The 18,775-nt window shown below is 71.2% G+C and carries 10 protein-coding genes; 1 reads left to right on the top strand and 9 read right to left on the bottom strand.

Translation table 11 applies throughout. From position 1 onward, the window contains the following. From HB662_RS07065 to HB662_RS07090, 6 genes are all read right to left on the bottom strand, one after another. A complete protein-coding gene (locus HB662_RS07065; RefSeq protein WP_168048610.1) occupies positions 1-3,885 on the bottom strand; it encodes a cellulose biosynthesis protein BcsC in 3,885 nt (1,294 codons plus the stop codon). Next, complete coding sequence (bcsA, locus tag HB662_RS07070) at positions 3,882-8,741, bottom strand: UDP-forming cellulose synthase catalytic subunit (RefSeq protein ID WP_168048612.1); 4,860 nt, start codon at positions 8,739-8,741, stop codon at positions 3,882-3,884. The genes HB662_RS07065 and bcsA overlap by 4 nt, the downstream gene beginning before the upstream one ends. Next, on the bottom strand, positions 8,738-9,538 hold the full coding sequence (locus HB662_RS07075) for a cellulose synthase operon protein YhjQ/BcsQ (protein WP_168048614.1): 801 nt from the start codon (positions 9,536-9,538) through the stop codon (positions 8,738-8,740). Before HB662_RS07075 ends, bcsA begins: the two co-directional genes overlap by 4 nt. A 31-nt stretch (positions 9,539-9,569) precedes the next feature. Next, positions 9,570-10,253, bottom strand: coding sequence for a hypothetical protein (locus HB662_RS07080; RefSeq protein ID WP_168048616.1), 684 nt, complete (start codon positions 10,251-10,253; stop codon positions 9,570-9,572). A 616-nt stretch (positions 10,254-10,869) separates the two neighbouring features. Then, the gene (locus tag HB662_RS07085; protein WP_168048618.1) at positions 10,870-11,988 is read right to left on the bottom strand and encodes a glycosyl hydrolase family 8; all 1,119 of its coding nucleotides are present in this window, start codon (positions 11,986-11,988) and stop codon (positions 10,870-10,872) included. Between the two features lie 181 nt (positions 11,989-12,169). Then, positions 12,170-13,969, bottom strand: coding sequence for an aminopeptidase P family protein (locus tag HB662_RS07090; RefSeq protein WP_171970224.1), 1,800 nt, complete (start codon positions 13,967-13,969; stop codon positions 12,170-12,172). Positions 13,970-14,152: 183 nt separating this feature from the next. On the opposite strand from HB662_RS07090, the gene HB662_RS07095 reads away from it, so the two are divergent. Beyond that, positions 14,153-14,566 carry a DUF1127 domain-containing protein gene (locus tag HB662_RS07095; protein WP_168048619.1) on the top strand — a complete coding sequence of 138 codons (414 nt, stop codon included), beginning with the start codon at positions 14,153-14,155 and terminating at the stop codon, positions 14,564-14,566. 194 nt (positions 14,567-14,760) lie between these two features. Here HB662_RS07095 and HB662_RS07100 read toward each other — a convergent pair whose 3' ends face one another. From HB662_RS07100 to HB662_RS07110, 3 genes are all read right to left on the bottom strand, one after another. Further along, positions 14,761-15,684: a 50S ribosomal protein L11 methyltransferase gene (locus HB662_RS07100; RefSeq protein WP_168048621.1), complete on the bottom strand. Its 924-nt coding sequence runs from the start codon at positions 15,682-15,684 to the stop codon at positions 14,761-14,763. Positions 15,685-15,985: 301 nt separating this feature from the next. After that, positions 15,986-18,220 (bottom strand): ATP-dependent helicase, encoded by a 2,235-nt coding sequence (locus HB662_RS07105; protein ID WP_168048623.1) that lies wholly within the window; start codon positions 18,218-18,220, stop codon positions 15,986-15,988. Further along, positions 18,217-18,759: a pentapeptide repeat-containing protein gene (locus tag HB662_RS07110; RefSeq protein ID WP_342449460.1), complete on the bottom strand. Its 543-nt coding sequence runs from the start codon at positions 18,757-18,759 to the stop codon at positions 18,217-18,219. Before HB662_RS07110 ends, HB662_RS07105 begins: the two co-directional genes overlap by 4 nt. Positions 18,760-18,775 lie beyond the last annotated feature (16 nt).

Here is an 18,775-nt window from a genome sequence, read left to right on the forward strand (position 1 = left end):
TCAGCGATCGAAGCGATAGCGGGCATAGACCAGGCCCCGCGTCTCGCTCCAATCCGCCGCCTGATCGAAGCGCAGTGCGCCGCCGATGCGAAGCTGCGGCGTGATCATGTACTCGATATCGCCGCGCAGCCCGCCGGTCAGGCCGGTCTTGGTCTGCCCGGCATAGAAGGCGGAGACGTCGCTCTCGCCATTGGCGCGCCCCTGCAAGGCCGCCTGCAGCCCGGCATCGTTCGGGAAGATCGCGGTGCGATCCTCGGTGAAGGTGGACAGGCCGATGGTGGCGCCGACGCGGTAGAACAGGTTGTTCGACCGGCCGCGCCAGTCGATCGGCACATTCGCCGCGATGAAGCTCTGCGGGCTGAAATAGCCGCCGTGGCCCAGCGTGAAGAAGCGCAGGTTCTTGTCATAGGCGAAGTAGACGAGGTCCAGGCCGGTAACCAGTTCCTCGCCGCCGGAACGCCAGATCGGCGTCTGGAAGCCGGCACCCGCCTCCATCCGGCTGTTCTCCGCCACGCCGTCGCCGGACATGGTGAAGTAGCCGCCGGCGATATAGAAATTCGTGTCGCCGCTGGTGAACTCGATCTGCGCCCGGCCGCCGGTGCGGACCACGCCGCCCCAGACCGTGCCCTGGCCCGGATCGCGCAAGCCGCCCCAGGACAGCAGGCTGTCCGTCATCGCGCGGCGTTCCGCGGTCAGCCGCAGCCGCACGCCGTCGCCGATCTCGGGCGCAATCTCGATGCCGCCGACGACATTGTCCTGCAGGAAGCCCAGCGGCGTGGTGCCGATATCCACCGTGAAGCCGTTGCGCGCATAGGCGGCACCGAGCGCCACGCCGGACTGGCTGGATTCGATGGTGCGCGCCTGGTTCGCCTGCTGCTGGGTCAGCGTACCCTGCAGCCCCGGCAGGCTCAGCGGGAAGCTGCCGAAGCGGCGCATCGAGGCCAGCGTGCCGGCCAGCTCGCCATTATCCAGGCTCACCGCGCTGGCCCGCGCCGTCAGCCGGCCGCCGATGCCCGGCACCGCCACGCTGCCCTCGGCGCCGACATGCGTCTCGGTCAGCGCATCGATGCCGTCATCGCCGGAGCGCACCCGCATGCCGAGCGCCGGGGTGATGCGCGGCGCGGATTCCTGGCGAACCTCGCCAAGTTGCCGGTTGATCTCGCTCAGCAGCGGATCCGCCGGCTGCGCAGGCACCACGCCGAACCCCTGCACCTGGGCGAATTGCTGGCCCTGCATCTGGCCCTGGGTCGGCACCTGCCCGTAATCCTGGCCGGAGAGCGGCACGCGGCGGAACGGGTTCTCATAGCCCGGCTGCGCCGGCTGGCCCTGTGGCAGGGTCGCCTGCGGCACCATGGAGCCGCCGAGCATCCCCGGCGTCCGGCTGACGCCGATCTGCTGGCGCCGCATCTGCGCCGCCGCCTCCAGCGCGTTGCGGGCGCGCCGCTGGTCGCCCCAGGCGCGGGCGAGGCGGGCTTCGAGCAGCGGGATGCGCGGATCGTTCGGCATCAACGCGCGACCCTCGGACAGCAGCGCTTCCGCCCGCCCCCAGTCGCGGTTGGAGATGGCGGCGTCCATCGCCGCCTGGCGCGCATCCGTGTCACGCGGGTTGCGCGACAGCACCGCCTCGGCGATGCGACCGGCCTGCTCGGGTTCCTGCGCGCCCTGGTACAGGCGGGCAAGCGCCAGGTTGGCGGCCGGGTTCTCCGGGTTCTGCTGCAGCGTCGGCAGTAGCACGTCGAAGGCCGCCGCTTGGTTGCCGCGCTGGTTGAGCTGGTCCGCGGCGCGGATCGACAGCCCGGCCGAGATGTCGTTGGCCTGCCGGCGCTGTTCCGCCGTCAGCCGCCGTGCATCGATCGCCACCGCGGCCTGCGCCGCGTCCTGGTTCAGCCCCGCCTCCAGCAACGCGCTGGCCGCGGCAAGCTGGGCGGAAGGCGACTGTCCGCGCGCCGCGATCGCATACATACGCGCCGCTTCCTGCGCGCCGCGCGGATCATTGATGGCGTTCAGCGCCCGCACCGCCGCCGGACCGGCTTCCCCGGTCGGGTCGCGGCGGGAGGCGATGGCGATCAGCCGGGCGCGAGCCTGCGCACGCTGCCCGCTGCGGGCCAGCGCCGCCGCGGCCTGCACTTCGCCCTGCACGCGGGCGGAGGCCAGCAGCCGGTTCTGGTCGGCGTTGCGGGCGCGGGCCGGAATCCGCTCCAGCAGCTGCACGGCCTGCGCGGCGCGGCCCTGTTCCTGCGCGAAGATCGCCGCGGCATGGATGGTATCCGGCGTCGCGCGGTTCGCCACCGTGGCGCCAATCAGCTGGTTCGCCTCGGCGCCCTGGCCGGAGCGGGCCAGCAGACGGGCGAGGTCGAGCCGCGGCCAGGGATTGTTCGGGTCGTTCTGGATCGCGGCGCGCAGCAGGGCGCTGGCGGCCTGCGGGTCATCCGTGCGCTGCGCCTCGGCCCGCAGCGCATCGGCGCGCACCTGCGGCGCGTTGGTGCCGCCGATACGGCGGAACACCTCCTCGGCCTCGGCGAACTTGCCCTGTTCCTGCAGCGAATTGGCCAGGCCCGACAGGGCCGCGCCGAAATTGGCGCGACGGGCGAGCGCGGCGCGGTAGCGCTGTTCCGCCAGCCCGGCATTGCCCTGGCGCAGCGCGATATCGCCCAGCAGCGCCTCGGCATCCGGCCGGTCGCCGCCATTGCGGGCGACGATGCGCGCCAGCAGCGGCTCGGCGGAGGAGACGTTGCCCGCCGCCACCAGGTTGCGTGCCGCCTGGATGTCCGGCCCCGGCGCGCCACCGCCGCCACCACCACCCGGGGCCGCCGGGCGCTGGCTGGCGCCGCGCAGCGCCTGTTCCCAGGAGGATCGGCGCGACGGATCGGCCTCGATCGCCGCCTGCAGCAGCCGCCGCGCATCGGCCTGGCGGCCCTGGCGCAGCCGGATCAGGCCCATGCCGCCCAGCCCGTCCGCATCGTTCGGCTCGGCTGCCAGCAGGGCGGAGAAGCGTTCCTCCGCCTCCCGCAGCCGGCCGGCGTTGAAGCTGCTCCAGGCCTGCACGCGGGCGTTGCCGGCCTCATCCACCGCGCCTTCCGGCGGGTTGCGCGCCTGTTCAAGCCGCTGCTGGATCTCGGCGTCGTTGGGGAATTGCCGGAGGTAGCCTTCCAGCGGCTGCACCGCATCCGGTCCCGGGCCGATCCAGGTCAGCGCCTGGCGCCAGGCCGCCGTCGCGCTCTGCTGGCTTTCCGGCTGGCCGGACAGGCGGCGCAGCGCCTCAATCCCCTGCGCGCGGGTTTCCTCGCGGTAGGTCAGCACCTGGGCGTTGGCCAGCTGCACGGCGGTATTGCTGGGGCTGCGCCGGGCCAGCCGGCCGAGGCCTTCACGCGCCTCCGACCAGCCGTTCTCGGTCCCGGCGAGGGCCTGGTAATATTCCAGGGCGAAGCTGTCCGGCACCGGGGCGCCGCCGAACAGGGAGCGATACCGCTCCACCGCCTCGGCGTTGCGGCCGGCCTGGGCGAGCTGACGCGCCTGCGCCAGGGCGCCGGCATCGACGGTGGAGGTCCGCACCGCCACATCCGCCTGCACCGTGCGCGGGTCCGCCGGCGCGGCCTGCCGCAGCGTGCTGAGCGCCTGCTGCGCCTGCGCGACATTGCCAAGCTGCGCCTGCGCTTCCGCCATGCCGGACAGTGCGTCCGTGTTGCGCGGGTCCACCTGCAGCACGCGCTCCAGTGTCCGCACCACCTGGTCGGGGCGGTTCTGCAGCTTCCAGTAATTCGCCTGGTCCAGCAGCGCGGCCACGCCACGGTCCTGCGCCAAGGCCGGGGAAGCGATCAGCGCCGTGCACAACAGGCCGGCGCGAAAACCACGCGCACCAAACATCCGGATCGTAAAATTCGTCATGTGGTCCTCGTCCGGAGACGGATGGCCGCGCGACGGCGCAGCGCCCAATAGGCGGGAACGGCAATGATGGCACAGGCGATCGCCAGCAGAAGAAGCAGCAGGTCCGGCCGGGTCTGCAGGAAGTATTGCGGCCAGATGTAGGGCGGCAGCGTGCCGACGGTGTAGTGATTGCCCAGCGTGAAGCCGGTGATGCGCCCTGCCGAGAGCAGGGCGAGGTCACCCTGCACGCGCGGCGACTGTTCCGGGTCGCGCAGGGCGGCCAGCATCTGCTCCAGCCCCTGCGACGTGGTGCCGGTCAACGCCACGACGGATTTGCCGGAGCGCAGCGGGCTTTCGAAGCCCATCAGGATGCCGAGGCCGTCGCCGGTGGAAGCCAGCATCGCCTGCGCCTGTTCGCGGGCCACGCGCGGCTCGTCGCCCAGGAACAGGTTGCGGAAGCCCTCCAGCGCATCGGGCAGCGCGACGGACAGGCGATTGCCCTGCAGCGTCACCGGACCGTTCTCGCCCAGCAGCCGCTCCAGCGCCGGCTGGCGGCCGAGCGTGCCGATCACCAGCAGGTCGCGCCCGGCAACGCTGTCCAGCGCGCCGGAGCGTACCACCTGGATGCCGGTGGTGGCATGGCCGACATGGCTGGCCAGCCGGCCCATCAGGGTCAGGAAGCCGGACAGCTCCACCTCATTCGGCCGGTCCGGCAGCACCGCCGCCGTGTCGCTGAAATCCGCCATCCGGGTGAAGGGGAAGCCGGAGCCGGCGAAGAAGGCGAGGTTCGGCAGCGTGGTGAAGCGGTAGGCGTCGGACAGGTCGATGGTGCTGTCCGGGTCGATCCCGGCGCGCACATCGGCCGGCACCGCGATGCAGTCGCCGCGATGCAGCGGGCGCATGTCGAACCGCATCTGCAGCTCGTTCATGCCGAAGATCAGGTAGGGCGGCAGGCCGAAGCGGCTGGTCATGCGCTCGGACTGGCCGAACTGCCGGCTCAGGATCGACAGCGGCCAGGGCGCATCCGCCTCGCGCAGCGGCAGGCTGCGCAGGTAGATGTCGTTCAGCGCGATGTCGACGCGGGAAACCGCGACATCCATGATCGGCCCGGGCGGGGACCGGTAGTGCAGTTCCACCGGCAGCGGCCGGCCGCGCCAGGTGTAGAGGTCTGGCGCCGTGCGGAACGGCACCGCGATCGGGCCCGGCGCGTAGCCGAAGGCCTGCAGCTCGGAGGGGTCCACCAGCTCGCCCAGCCGCACCGGCCGGTCGCTGCGGACCCAGCGCGGCGCATCATAGGGCTGCCGCGGCGGGATGCTGACGGGCTGCACCACGGCAATCTCGCCGGCCAGCGCTTCCTTGCTGCCGGCCAGCACCACGGCGGCCTGCGCCGCTTCCGCGCCGGTGCGGCCGCCGATCACCAGGATCAGGCCAAGCCGGTCGGTCGGGTTCTGCACCAGCGCCAGGGTCGGGCCATCGAAGCGCGGCAGTGCGAGGCCGGGGATGTTCTCCTGCCCGCCGACAACCACAACCGCATTGCCGCGCTGCGGCACGGTGAAGGAAACCGGGAAGCTGGCGCCGCGGTAATCCGCCTGCACCGCGAACCAGGAGGCGACGGTCGCCGCCGCCTGCAGGCTTTCATTGCTCGCCGCCTCCGGCACCACCACGGGCAGCGACAGCGGCTCGCGCAGCAGGCGCGGGTCGAAGAAGGGCTCCGGCAGGCGCGCCAGGTCGCGTTGCAGCGGCAGGCGCTCCAGCGTCAGCTGCAGGGTCGAGAGGTCGGAGATATTGGCCCAGAGCAGGCCGGAGAGCGGGTCGTTGCACTCCAGCGTGTAGCGGCCGGTGAAGCGGAAGTTCAGCCGGTTCAGGTCGGCGAAGAACACCGGGTTGATCGGGAATTCCAGCGGACCGAAGGCGGGGCGGTTGCGGTCCGGGTTGATCACGCCGACGAACTGCTCGTTCAGCGCCATCGAGATCTGGCTGTATTCCGGGATCAGCGCCGGGCTGGTCGCGCCCTGCAGCACCAGCCGGGCGCCGGTCACCACCTCATCGCCGCGCACGCCGAACAGCACGCCCTGCAGGTCCGAGGTGCCGCGCATCTGCATCGGTGCGCGCAGGCCAAGCTGGCGCAGCGTGCGGGATTCCGTGCGGGTGGAGCCGAAATCGCCGGTCGGCGAGCCGAAGCTGCCGACCTGCGGCACGCCGGTGAAGGCGGGCTGCGCCAGGGGCAGCGGCGGCAGGCCGGTCGGCGCCGGGTTGGCCGGGCCGATCGGGCCTTGCTGCGCGCCGAAGGTACCCGGCGCCTGGCCCGGCTGGCCAAACTGCGTAGGCTGGCCAAACTGCGAGGGCTGGCCCTGCGAGGTCGGCTGTCCGAAGGGCGAACCCTGCACCTGCAGGGCGGCGCCACCGGGTGAAGGCCCCGCGGCGCCGAGCGGCACCGCGCCGGCCTGGGTCGAAGGCGCGCCGAAGGTGCCGATGCCCGGGGATTGCGGGGTCAGCGTCAGCGGCAGGCCCTGCGGGCCGGGCTGCAACGGCGTCGGCGGCGGCGGCGCGCCACGCAGGTTCACCTGCGCCATGGCGAGGCCCGGCGCCGACAATGCCAGGGCGAGTGCCACGGCGGCGGCCCGGCGCACGGTGCTTTCGCCGCGGGCGCGGCGTGCCGGCATCGCCGGGGCGTCCGCCGTCTCGGCATCCGCAGCGCCGGCCTCGATGGCGGCTGGCGCGGCCACGCGGACCACCACCTTGTTGTGCCGCTGGCGGCGGGTGAAGAAGGAGAACTGGCTGTCTCCGCGGAACAGGCCGCCGATCGAGCGTGCCACCTCGCCCAGGCTACGCAGTGGCTTGTCCTCTCGCACGTCGTCCCAATCCACCCATGCATCCGCGCGGCCGAGCACGGCGCGCACGATGTTACCCTCGTCGTGCAGCGTCTGCGCCGCGAAGCGCACCTGCATCCGGTCGTCCTGCCAGCGCAGCACCTCGGCCGGGATCGCCACCCATTCAGGACCGACATCCAGTTCGAGCGTGATGGCGGCATCCTCCGGCACATCGGCCGGCCGCTGGATCGCGACGGCCGCGCCGCCGAGCGAAAGGTCCATGGTCTCGCCTTCAATCACGCGGCCATCGGCCAGCACCACATTCGCCGCGATCACGGCGCCGACGCGGGCGCGTTCGCGCACCTGCCGGCGTTCGCGGCCCACGGCCAGCCCCGCCAGCACCACCACGAAGGACAGCGTCGCCCACAGGAAGTTCAGCGCGAAGGCCTGGAAATCCAAACTGTCGACCGCGTTCGTCGTCAGCCCATAGATGCCCGAGAGCAGTCCTGCGATCAGCGCGAGCGCCAGCACCATGTTGGGGCCCACGGCGCGCAGGTCGAAGAAGCCTTCCTGCAGCGTGCCGCCCTTGTCCGTGACGTTGAATTTTCCCTTTTTGGGATCGAGCAAGGTCGCCAGCATCACAGGGATCAAATACAGCGCCAGCACCGTCTCATAGATTTCCGACCAGAAGCTGTGCCGCACATGGCCCGACAGCCGGCTGGTGGCGCCCACCGAATGCAGGATGTGCGGACCGGCATAGGCGATGATCGCCAGCGGGGACGCCGCGATGATGCTTTCGCCAAACAGAAGAAAAGCCAGCGGCGCGGTCAGGAAGACGAAGCGCGGCAGCGGGAACAGGAAGTGGAACTGCGACATGAAGTAGCAGCAACGCTGGTAGAATTTCAGCCCGCCGCCCATCATCGGGTTGTCGATCCGCAGGATCTGGATCATGCCGCGGCCCCAGCGCATGCGCTGGCCGATGTGCAGCATGAGGCGTTCCGTCGCCAGGCCGGCCGCCAGCGGCACGCGGAGATAGGCGGTACGCCAGCCGCGCCGCTGCATCTTCAGCGAGCAGTGGCAGTCTTCCGTCACCGTCTCCGTCGGCACGCCGCCCACTTCCAGCAGCGCCTCCCGCCGGATCACGGCGCAGGAGCCGCAGAAGAAGGCCGCGTTCCACAGGTCGTTGCCCTGCTGCACCATGCCATAGAACAGCAGGCCCTCATTCGGCACGCGCTGGCCGGAGGCCAGGTTCCGCTCGAACGGGTCGGGCGAATAGAAATGGTGCGGCGTCTGCACCATGGCGAGGTCGCGGTCGCGCAGCAGCCAGCCCACGGTAAGCTGCAGGAAGGCGCGCGTCGCCACGTGGTCGCAGTCGAAGATGCAGATGTATTCGCCGTTGGTGACCTTGAGCGCGGCGTTGATGTTGCCGGCCTTGGCGCCCTTGTTGTCGGCGCGGATCAGGTAGTTGCAGCCGACCTGCTCGCAGAACCGCCGGAACTCGTCGCGGCGGCCGTCATCCAGCAGGTAGACGTTCATCTTTTCGCGCGGCCAGTCGATCGCCAGCGCGCCGTAGATGGACGGCTTCACGATCTCCAGCGGCTCGTTGTAGCTCGGAATGAAGACGTCGATGGTGGGCCATTCATCCGGGTCTTCCGGCAGCGGCACCGGCTTGCGGTCCAGCGGCCAGATCGCCTGGAAATAGGCCAGCAGCATGGTGGTCACGGCATAGACCTCGGCCAGCAGCAGGCCGGTGCCGAGGAAGGTCTGCATGAAGCTGGTGAATTCCAGCGTATCGACCAGGCGCCAGTAGATGTAGCGCAGTGACACCAGGCAGGACATGAAGACGATGAAGATCGTCATCGCCCGGCCCGGAATCCGGTTGGCCACCAGGAACAGCAGGAAGCCGGCCACGGCGAGCCAGGCCTGCTGTTCCGCCTGCAGCGGCGCCACCATGAAGATCAGGCCGATGACGAGGCTCAGCGCCATCAACGGCCAGGAAACCCAGCGCCGCGCCCAGGGCCCGCCCCGGAACGCACGGCCCTGGCGCAGCGACTGGGCAAAGCTCATCGCGCGCCCCAGCCCATGGAGAAGCCCTCGGGCGCCGCCGGCAGCGCCGCTTCGACGGCGCGCGCGATGCCGCGGATGTCTTCGGCGGCGCGGCTGTCGGGCGCGATTTCCTGCACCAGCTTCTGCATCGCCAGCGCCTCGGCCATCGACTCGTCACGGCTGACTGCGCCGAGCAGGCGCGGGCCGAGATGGCGGGCCACCGCATCCGCCGCGGCGCGGGACAGGCGGGAATTCAGGTCCACCTCGTTCAGCACCACGCGCAGCCGGCCGGCGAACAGCGCCGCCATGGTGCCCGAGCCGAGGAAGCGGCCGCTGTCGATATCCGGGATCAGCGCCGCGCTGATGGCTTCCGCCTGCAGCACCGCGATCACCATGGACGCCATCGGCACCAGCACCGCCAGCGCATGCGACGGGCCGGGGGAGGTATCGGCGATGACGGTCAGGCCCGGGTCGGACAGGATGGAGCGCATCGGCGCCGCCAGCAGCTCCGGGTCCCGCTCCAGCGCCGCGGCCAGGCCGAGCGCGCCGCGCAGTTCCATCGCGCCATGCGGCAGGACCTTCACGCCGGAGGCGGTCTCCCGCACGCAGGTGCGCCAGTCCGGCCGGCGCGGCAGATCCGCGGTGAAGCCGCCCATATCCGTCAGGGGCACACCGAAATGCAGGCGCAACGTATTCTGCGGGTCGAAATCCATGACCATGACGCGGCGACCTTCGCGCTGCAGCGCATCGGCCAGGTTTGCAGTCAGGGTCGTCTTGCCGACGCCGCCCTTGGGGGATGCGAAACAGATCAGCGGCATGGGCGGGGGTAGCCTCCCGGCAAATGGAACATCAGGTGTCGAGGTGCTCTGCGCGCGGGGGGCGGCGCAGTGCGAGGAAGGCATCGGCCGATTCGGCCGGGTCTGCGGCCAGCAGCTGCAGCAATTCCGGCAGCGGCAGGTCGATCTCGGCCGCCGCGAGCAGCGTGGGCAGCGGCGGCGCGGCGGGCTCCGGCGCGGGCGCCGCTGGCCGTGCCAGGCTCGCGCCATCCCGGGGATCGCCCAGGGCGGCACGGCGGCCGAGCAGCCCCCCTGGCATGTCCAGCGCGTCGATCAGCGGGAACAGGACGCGCGGCTCGGCGGCGTGCTGGTCCTGCCGCGCCTGTGGCGGCGCGACGGACAGTTCCGCGAGGGTGGACAGCGACGGGCGCGGCGCCGGCGCCGGCGGCAGGTCGGTGGCCTGCAGCAGCGTCATGTCGCTCAGGCCGAAAGTCGCCGGAGGGGCGGCGCGGGTCGCGACCGGTTGCGGCGCCGGCGCGGCGGCCGGCACCTCCGGCTTGGCCGGTGCGGCGGCGGCCGGCGTTGCGGGCGTCCAGCCGGAAGCGGCCGGCTCGGCCTGCGGTGCCGCGACCGGCGGCTGGGCTGCCGCGACCGACTCGGCTTGCGCCCGCGGCGCCGCGACCGGCGGAGGCCGGGGTGCAGGCGGCGGCGGAGGCGGCGGCGCGGGCGGCGGGGTCGGCTCGGGTTCCGCAGCCACGGGCGGGGGCGGCGCAGGCTGCTCCGGCTCGACCCAGTGCTGGGTCGGCGGTTGTGGTGCCGGCCAGCTGGGCTCGGGGGCCGGCTCCGGCCAAGCCTGGGGCGCGGGTTGTGCCTGGTGCGGGGCCTGCTCGGGTGCCGGCCATGGCTGTGCCGGCTCCGCCCAGCTGCGGGCCGGGGCAGCCTGCGGCGGGGGAGGCTCGGACCAGCTGGGTGCAGGTGCGGCGGCCGGTGCGGGGGGTTCCGGCGCGGAGTAGACAGGCGCCGGGTGTTCCGGCGCGGAGTAGGCCGGCGCGGAGTAGGCAGGTGCGGAATAGGCCGACGCCGGCGGGGGCTGCCAGGCTTCGGCGGGCGGCATCCCTTGCTGCTGGCCGATCTCGGCCGCCGCGTTCATGGCTGCGCCGAGCAACGCGTATGGATCGGCATCCGGGGCCGGCACGGGCGTGCGGACCGGTTCATTGCCGAAACTACGGTAACGGATAGCTGGTGCCCGCAAAGCAGCGGCCACGCGGGCTACATCCGTATCTTGGCGCATAAGAGATTAACCCCCAATCGCGGCGCAACATGCCGTGGCGGCGACGGTTAGGGAATACCTAATCTCTACCGCACAGGCACTTCTAGATCGAAGCTGTCAGCGAGTCTCGCCAAGCGAGACGGGCGAGCAGTGTCAGGATCGCCGAATAGTAGTCCTGCGCCTCATCAGGCGATGCCTGTATGCGAGGATGCGCCACTTCTGCCTGTCTGGCGATCGTCAATTCCGCCACTGCACGTATTCCGGGTGATGCCGCATAGGGCGAGATCGTATCGGCGCCGAAATCCGTCCAGGCCGGCAGGCGGGCGTGGGCGGGGTCCGTCCAGAAGCGCGCGGCGCCCACCGCCGCCGGCTCACGCCCCAGCCCGGCCCAGGCCAGATACAGCGGGACGCGCACCGCATCATAGGAGAAACGTGCCGGCCACCCCGGCGCCGGCAAGGGCCGCCCGCCGCTGCGTGGCAGCGCGATCCAATCCGCCGGCAGCCCCCAGCGGCCGAAGCGTGCGCGGCGCATCAGCGACAGCCCATCCGAGGCCAGTCGCAGCCAGATCGGGTCCGGCACCGCCTGGGCCAGCGCCCGCAGCGCGGGGAAGGCGTAGTAGGAGGGATTGAGCACGACATGCTCGCGCTGCTCGAAGCCGGCGGCACCCGGCAGCAGCACCGTCTCGTCACCCACCTGGCGGACCAGCAGGCGCAGCACGTCCCGCGCCACGGCCACGCCCTGTTCGATATAGGCCTCGGATCGCCAGCGCCGCCCGGCGCGCAGCAGCGCCCAGGCGAACATCAGGTCGCCGTCGGTGGCGTTGTTGGGGTCGTCCACCTGGCCCAGCCCGCCGGTCGGGTCCGGCCGGAAACGCCAGGACAGCAGCGCATCCTGCGGTCGCGCCAGGGTGCGGGTGGTCCAGGCCAGGATCTGGTCGAAGGTTTCGCGATCCAGCGCCCGCTCGGCACAGATCAGCGCCCAGCCCTGGCCCTCGCTGTGGGAGATGCCGTTGTTGAAGGTGTCCACCACCCGGCCATCCGCCCGCACGAAGCGCGCGCGGAAGGACCGCCATGCCACCGGGTCCAGCTCCGGCCCGCGCGGGCTGGCTGGCCCGGCAGCCATGTCGCCCTCCGCACCGGCGGCGGCATTGGCAAGCGCCGGAGCCGGCAGGACCGGTGCGGCGAGGGCGAGCAGCGTGCGGCGACGAAGCGGATGGGACATGCGGACCTAGGGTCGCAGCAGCAGGTGAAGCGATGATTGATGTTCGTAGTAAACAACCTTCCCATGCGTGAGTCCAGCGACTTACCCGCATAGGTTGCGTTCATCATCGCTCCACCCGCGGTACCCCAATCCCATGCGACAACCGGCGGCAGCCGGCCCGCCGCGCGAAGGAATCGCCCCCTCAGCGCTCCGGCAGGGGTGCGCAAACCTGCCGCAGCCAGGCAGCCGCATCCTCCGGCAGCAGCGGGCCGATCCGGTCCGCCACCGCCCGGTGATAGGCATCGATCTGCCTGCGCTCCGCCTCGGACAGCAGCGCCACCTGGATCAGGCGGCGGTCATACGGCGCCCAGGTCAGCGTCTCGAACGCCAGGAAGGGCTTCACCTGGCCGGGCAGCGGCGCGGCGGGCTGCACCAGCAGCAGGTTCTCGATGCGGATGCCATAGGCCCCGGGCAGGTAGAATCCCGGCTCGTTCGAGAGAATCATGCCCGGCTTCAGCGGCACCGGTCGCGCCGCGCGGCTGATCCCGGCCGGCCCCTCATGCACCGACAGGAAGCTGCCGACGCCGTGGCCGGTGCCATGGTCGTAGTCCAGCCCCGCCGCCCAGAGCCGCTGGCGCGCCAGTGAATCGAGGTGCAGCCCGGCCACCCCCTCCGGAAACCGGAGGGCGGAGAGTGCCAGATGGCCCTGCAGCACCATCGTGTAGCGTGCCGCCAGTTCCGCCGGCACCGGGCCCGGGCCGGTCCACATCGTGCGGGTGACATCCGTGGTGCCGTCCCGGTACTGCGCGCCGCTATCGACCAGGTAGCATTCATCCGGGCGGATCGGCCGGTTGGTCGCGGCCGTGGCGCGGTAATGGATGATGGCGCCATTCTCCCCGGCGCCGCTGATGGCGGGGAAGCTCTCGGCCACGAAATGCGCCCCCTCCGCCCGCAATTCCAGCAGCCTGGCGGCGGCGGACAGCTCCGTCTCCCCGCCCTTCGGCGCGGCCTCTGCGAACCAGGCCAGGAAGCGGCACAGCGCCACCGCGTCCCGCTGATGCGCGGCGCGGGCGCCCTGCTGTTCCACCGCATTCTTGCAGGCGCGCGGCAGCCGGCAGGGGTCTTCGCCCGGCACCACCTCCGCCCCCGCCTCGCGCAGGCGCTGGCCGAACCAGGCGGGCGTCACCTCCGCATCCAGCCTCACCTGCCGCCCGGCGAGGCCCTCCAGCACGCCGGCCAGCGCCTCCGGCTCATGCAGCGCCACGGCATTGCCGAGATGCGCCCGCAGCGCCGCATCGGCGCGGGCCGGGTGCAGGAACAGATCGACCCGCGCATCCGCGTGCAGTAGCGCCATGGCCAGGGCCAGGGGCGTGTGCGGCAGGTCATCCCCCCGGATGTTCAGCAGCCAGGCCACCGCATGCGGGTCGGCGAGCACCGCCGCATCCTGCCCCTCCGCCCGCAGGGTGGCCGCCGCCGCCTCCCGCTTGGTTGCGGCGTCCTGTCCGGCGAAGGCCAGCGGATGCGGCACGGCACGGCCCGCCGGCGGCGCCGGGCGATCGTCCCAGACCGCATCGACGGGGTTCGATTCCAGCGGCACCAGCGTGGCGCCGGATTCCGCCAGCCGCTCCAGCGTCGCGGCCGGATGCAGCCAGGGGTCGTAGCCGATCCGCGCGCCGGCGGCTTCCGCCTTGAGGAAGGTGGCTGGCGGCTGCTCCAGCAGATGGCGGGCTTCCCACAGAGCCGGGTCGGTCTCCGCCGCCGCTTGGGTGGTGTAGCGGCCATCGACGAACAGCACCGCGCGATCGCGCAGCACCAGGGCCAGCCCCGCACTGCCGGTGAAGCCGGTGAGCCAGGCCAGGCGCTCGCCCGAAGGCGGCACGTATTCGCCAAGGAAGGCGTCCGAGCGGGGCACCAGCAGGCCATCGAGGCCGCGGCGCGCGAGTTCCGCGCGCAGCATGGCCAGGCGATGGGCAGGCACGGGCTTCGAGGGCTGAGGTTTCATGGGTCGGTTACCGAAGCCCTAACGCTGAAACATATGTCCGCTGCGTTTCATGCGTCAGACGCATATCTTGGCTGTGGCTTCGACGCATCACCTGTGACCCTTCTGCCCCTATGTTGCACCTGCGAAGCGCGGGGGCCGAGGCCAGAACCGACCAGCCCGCCGCGCCGCTCAACAGAGGTCATCATGAACGCCCGCCACAGCACGGAACAGGCCAGCCTGTTCGCCATCGCCACCCCGGACCGCACGGCCCGCGAGATCGAAGTGCTGCGCCACGCAGCGATCCGCGCCCGCGACCAGGCGATCGCCGAGAGCGTGATCAGCTTCTTCTCCAGCATCGGCCGCAGCCTGGCCTTCGTCGCCCGCGCAGCACGGAGCTGGCCCGAGCGCCGCCGTACCTACGAGAACCTCCGCAGCCTGACCGACCGCGAACTGGCGGATATCGGCCTGACCCGCGGCGAGATCTCCCGCGTGTTCGAGCCGGACTTCCGCCTGCCGGCGCCGAAGGCCGCCAGCCCCGCCCGCGCCGCGACCGTGACCCGGGTCCACACCCCGGCGAACGCGAACAGCCCGAAGGTGGGAACCGCCGCCGCGGCCTGACGTTATGCCAACCGTGCCGTCACCCACTTCCCCCCTCGGTGACGGTGCGAACCGCGCGCTCCCCTTCCCCCCATGAGTAAGGAGCGCGCGCCCCTTACCCGCCGCAGCCCAACCCCCGCACCCGGCAGGGGCTGAAAGCCGCGGCGGAAGCGCGGGGCCGGTGCCAGCGGCACCGGCCCCGTCGCATGTCCAGCCTACTTCCGCCGCAATACCAAGGTCGCCCAGGCGCCCTGCGGCAGACGCCGCTCCAGCACCATGCCGCGCCGCCGATGCGCCGCCAGCACCATCCGCACCTGCGTCCCGAGCAGACCCGCGAGAATGGCCGTGCCGCCAGGTGCCAGGCCGATGCTCAGATCCTTCGCCATCGAGCACAGCGGCCGCGCCAGGATATTGGCGAAAACCAGGTCATAAGGCCGCCCGGCCCGCACATGCCGGTCCTTCCAGCCATCCGCCAGCCGCGACCGGACCAGCTTCCCGACCCCGTTCATCTTCGCGTTGTCCTGCGCCACGCGAACACTCCACGGCTCGATATCCGTGGCCAGCACCGGCCGCCGCAACCGCTTCGCCGCCGCCATCGCCAGGATCCCGGACCCGGTGCCCAGATCCAGCAGCCGCCGCAACCGCCGCGCCCGGGCATCCCGCGCCACCCGGTCGAACGCCACGAGGCAACCGCGCGTGGACCCATGCTCGCCGGAACCGAACGCAATCCCGGCATCCAGCTTCAACACCATGCGGCCATACATCCGCCGGTCCGGCACATGCGTCGGCCGCACCAGATACCCGGCACCGATCTCCTGCTCGCCGAAACTGGCCACCGTCCGGGCCAGCCACCCCTCGGCCTCCACCGGCTCCGCCTGCAACTCCACCGTCACACCGGTGACCAGGGCCGCCAGGGCCAAAGCCCCGGCCAACTCCTCATCCCCCGCGCCACGCGCCCTCACCCCCTCGACCCGCCAAGTGTCCGTCGCCTCATCGCGGAAAATCGCGACGGAGGGACACACCCGCAACAACGCCGCCTCGAACATCGGCACCGCCGCCTCCGGCAAGGCATCAAACCAGACCGTCTCCAACGGATCCGCCCGCCGTGCCTGGCGCTGGGCATAAACATCACGCGACATGCAGGCCGAACCTTTTCATCCAGACGGTCGAAGCGGAGGGTTATAGGCGGGTTGAGGTGGCGCTGGCTGCTTGCAGGAAGGGCGCTGCCCTCCCTGCACCCTCCCGCAAAGGGCTTTGGCCCTTTGAACCCATGAATATGAGCAAGAAGGGAGAGGGGCCAGGGGGAGCGTGCGGGAAGCGGTCGCGCCGGCCCCTCTCCCTTCTTGCTCAAGGTTCTCGCGGTCCAGGGGCCCGAGGCCCTTGGCAGGGGGTGCAGGGGGACAGCGTCCCCCTGCAATCACCCGCGCACCGCCAACTTGCCTAGACCTCGCTCGCCTTCTGGACGAAGCGGTCCAGCACGCGTTTCGGGCCGGTGTGGTCGAAGGTGATGTCCAGGCGGTCTTCGTCGATGTCGGTGATCGTGCCGTAGCCGAATTTCTGGTGGAAGACGCGTTCGCCCTTGGCCAGGGTGGATTCACGGGCCGGGCGTTCGCGGGTGTCCCAGGGATTCACGTCGGTGATGCGCGGGCGGCGGGCGAGCAGGCCGGATTGGCCGAGAAAGACGCTCGGGGTGTCTGCCATGCGGTTGGCGCGGGTGGTGGATTGGCCTTCGCGGGTGATGGCGTCTTCCGGCAGTTCGTCCAGGAAGCGTGACGGCAGGGAGGAGGTCCAGTTGCCGTAGATGCGGCGGTTGGCCGCGTGGCTGATGATGGCGGTGCGACGGGCGCGGGTGATGCCCACATAGGCCAGCCGCCGTTCCTCCTCGAGCGATTTGTCGCCGCCTTCGTCGAGCGAGCGTTGGGAGGGAAACAGGCCTTCTTCCCAGCCGGGCAGGAAGACGGTGTCGAATTCCAGGCCCTTGGCGGCGTGCAGCGTCATCAGCTGGACGCGCTCGGCTTCCGCGTTCTCGTCGGTTTCCATCACCAGGGCGACGTGGTCGAGGAAGCCGGCGAGGGTCTGGTAGTCACCCAGGGCGCGCAGCAGTTCCTTGAGGTTTTCCAGCCGGCCGGGGGCTTCGGGGCTGCGGTCCAGCTTCCACATCTCGGTGTAGCCGGATTCGTCCAGCAGGGTCGCGGCGGCGACGACGTGGCCTTCCTTCTCGTTCACCTGGCGCCAGCGGACGAAGCCGCGCATCAGTTCGCGGAGTGCGTTGCGCGGCTTCGGCTTCAGCGCGTCGGTTTCGGCGATGCGTTCGGCGGCCAGCGCCAGGGGGATGTTCTCCGCGCGGGCTGCCTGGTGCAGCGCGCGCATGCCGCTGTCGCCCAGGCCGCGCTTCGGCGTGTTGACGATGCGTTCGAAGGCCAGGTCATCCGCGGGTTGGTGCAGGATGCGGAGATAGGCCATGGCGTCGCGGATTTCCGCGCGCTCGTAGAATTTCAGCCCGCCGACCACCCGATAGGGCAGGCCGAGGGTGATCAGGCGTTCCTCGAAGCTGCGGGTCTGGAAGCCGGCGCGGACCAGGATGGCGAATTCGGAAAGCGGGTGGCCCTTGCGCTGCGCCTGCTCGATCCGCTCGCCCACCATGCGAGCTTCCTCCTCGCTGTCCCACAGGGACACGACGCGGACCTTCTCGCCCTCGGCATCCTTGCGGCCGGCGCGCAGCGTCTTGCCGAGGCGGCCGGCATTGCGGGCGATCAGCCCCGCCGCGGCGGCGAGAATCGGTTTGGTGGAGCGGTAGTTGGACTCCAGCCGCACCGTGCGGGCGCCCGGAAAGTCCTTCTCAAATCGCAAGATGTTCTCGATCTCGGCGCCGCGCCAGGAATAGATCGACTGGTCGTCGTCGCCGACGCAGCAGATGTTGCGCTGGGCCGGGTCCTCGTTCTGGGCCAGCAGGCGCAGCCACAGGTACTGGACCAGGTTGGTGTCCTGGTACTCGTCCACCAGGATGTAGCGGAAGGTGCGGTGGTACTCCGCCAGGATATCGGGGCGGGTGCGCAGGATTTCGGTGACGTGCAGCAGCAGGTCGCCGAAATCGGCGGCGTTGAGTTCCACCAGGCGGCGCTGATAGGCCTCGTACAGCGCGCGGGCGCGGTTGTTGGCGTAGTCGGAATCCTCCGCCGGCGTGATCCGCGCGGGGGTCAGGCCGCGGTCCTTCCAGCGCTGGATCACCCCCATCAGCCCCTGGGCCGGCCAGCGCTTGCTGTCGATGCCGCCGGCGGCCTCCATGATCTGCTTCAGCAGGCGCATCTGGTCGTCGGTGTCGAGGATGGTGAAGTTGGACTTCAGGCCAACGATCTCGGCGTGCCGGCGCAGCATGCGCGCGCAGAGCGCGTGGAAGGTGCCGAGCCACAGCCCCTCCGCCGGCTGGCCGAGGATGGCGGCGACACGCTCCCGCATCTCCTTCGCCGCCTTGTTGGTGAAGGTCACCGCCAGCACCTGCCAGGGGCGGGCGCGGCCGGTCATCAGCAGATGGGCGAAGCGGGTGGTCAGCACGCTGGTCTTGCCGGTGCCGGCGCCGGCCAGCACCAGCAGCGGGCCATCCAGCGTTTCCACCGCCTGGCGCTGTTCCGGGTTGAGCCGGGCGAGGTAGTCGGGCTGCGGCGCCGGCAGGCTCATTGGCAGGACCCTACGGACCCCGCGGCGCAGATCCGCGCGCCATCGGTCCAGGTCGCGCCGCTGAGGATCACCCCGGTGAAATCCGTGCCGCCGAGCATCGCGCCGGTCAGGTCGGCCTCCGTCAGGTCGGCGCGGTACATCCGGGCGCGGCGCAGGTCGGCGCGCACCAGCCTGGCACCGCGCAACGTGGCGCGGGTGAAATCGGCCTCCCGCAGCGTTGCGCCGGTCAGGTCGGCGCCGTTCAGGTCGGAGGAGACGAAGCGCACATAGGACCCCTCCACCCCGACCAGCCTGGCGCCGGCGAGCTGGGTGCGTTGCAGGGAGGCATCGCGCAGCTGCATGCCGGAAAGGTCCGCCTCGTTCAGGTCCCGCCCATCCAGGCTGCAGCGCCGCCAGCTCACCCCTGGGCCGGGCGGATCCGTGCAGGCGGCGAGCGCCGGCACGGCGCCCAGAATCAGCGCCAGCAGCACCATCAGGGGCAGGCGCCAGGGGCGATGGGTGGTGTGATGACGTCCGCGCACGCCTTGGATATAGAACACAGGTCGAACAACGCCA

Source organism: Falsiroseomonas frigidaquae (assembly GCF_012163145.1).
Lineage (GTDB): Bacteria > Pseudomonadota > Alphaproteobacteria > Acetobacterales > Acetobacteraceae > Falsiroseomonas > Falsiroseomonas frigidaquae.

Coding starts and splice junctions, on each gene's coding strand:
- HB662_RS07100 (WP_168048621.1), bottom strand. CDS start 15,684: ATGTCGCGTGATGTTTATGCCCAGCGCCAGGCACGGCGGGCGGATCCG.
- HB662_RS07065 (WP_168048610.1), bottom strand. CDS start 3,885: ATGACGAATTTTACGATCCGGATGTTTGGTGCGCGTGGTTTTCGCGCC.
- HB662_RS07105 (WP_168048623.1), bottom strand. CDS start 18,220: ATGAGCCTGCCGGCGCCGCAGCCCGACTACCTCGCCCGGCTCAACCCG.
- HB662_RS07095 (WP_168048619.1), top strand. CDS start 14,153: ATGAACGCCCGCCACAGCACGGAACAGGCCAGCCTGTTCGCCATCGCC.
- HB662_RS07085 (WP_168048618.1), bottom strand. CDS start 11,988: ATGTCCCATCCGCTTCGTCGCCGCACGCTGCTCGCCCTCGCCGCACCG.
- bcsA (WP_168048612.1), bottom strand. CDS start 8,741: ATGAGCTTTGCCCAGTCGCTGCGCCAGGGCCGTGCGTTCCGGGGCGGG.
- HB662_RS07075 (WP_168048614.1), bottom strand. CDS start 9,538: ATGCCGCTGATCTGTTTCGCATCCCCCAAGGGCGGCGTCGGCAAGACG.
- HB662_RS07090 (WP_171970224.1), bottom strand. CDS start 13,969: ATGAAACCTCAGCCCTCGAAGCCCGTGCCTGCCCATCGCCTGGCCATG.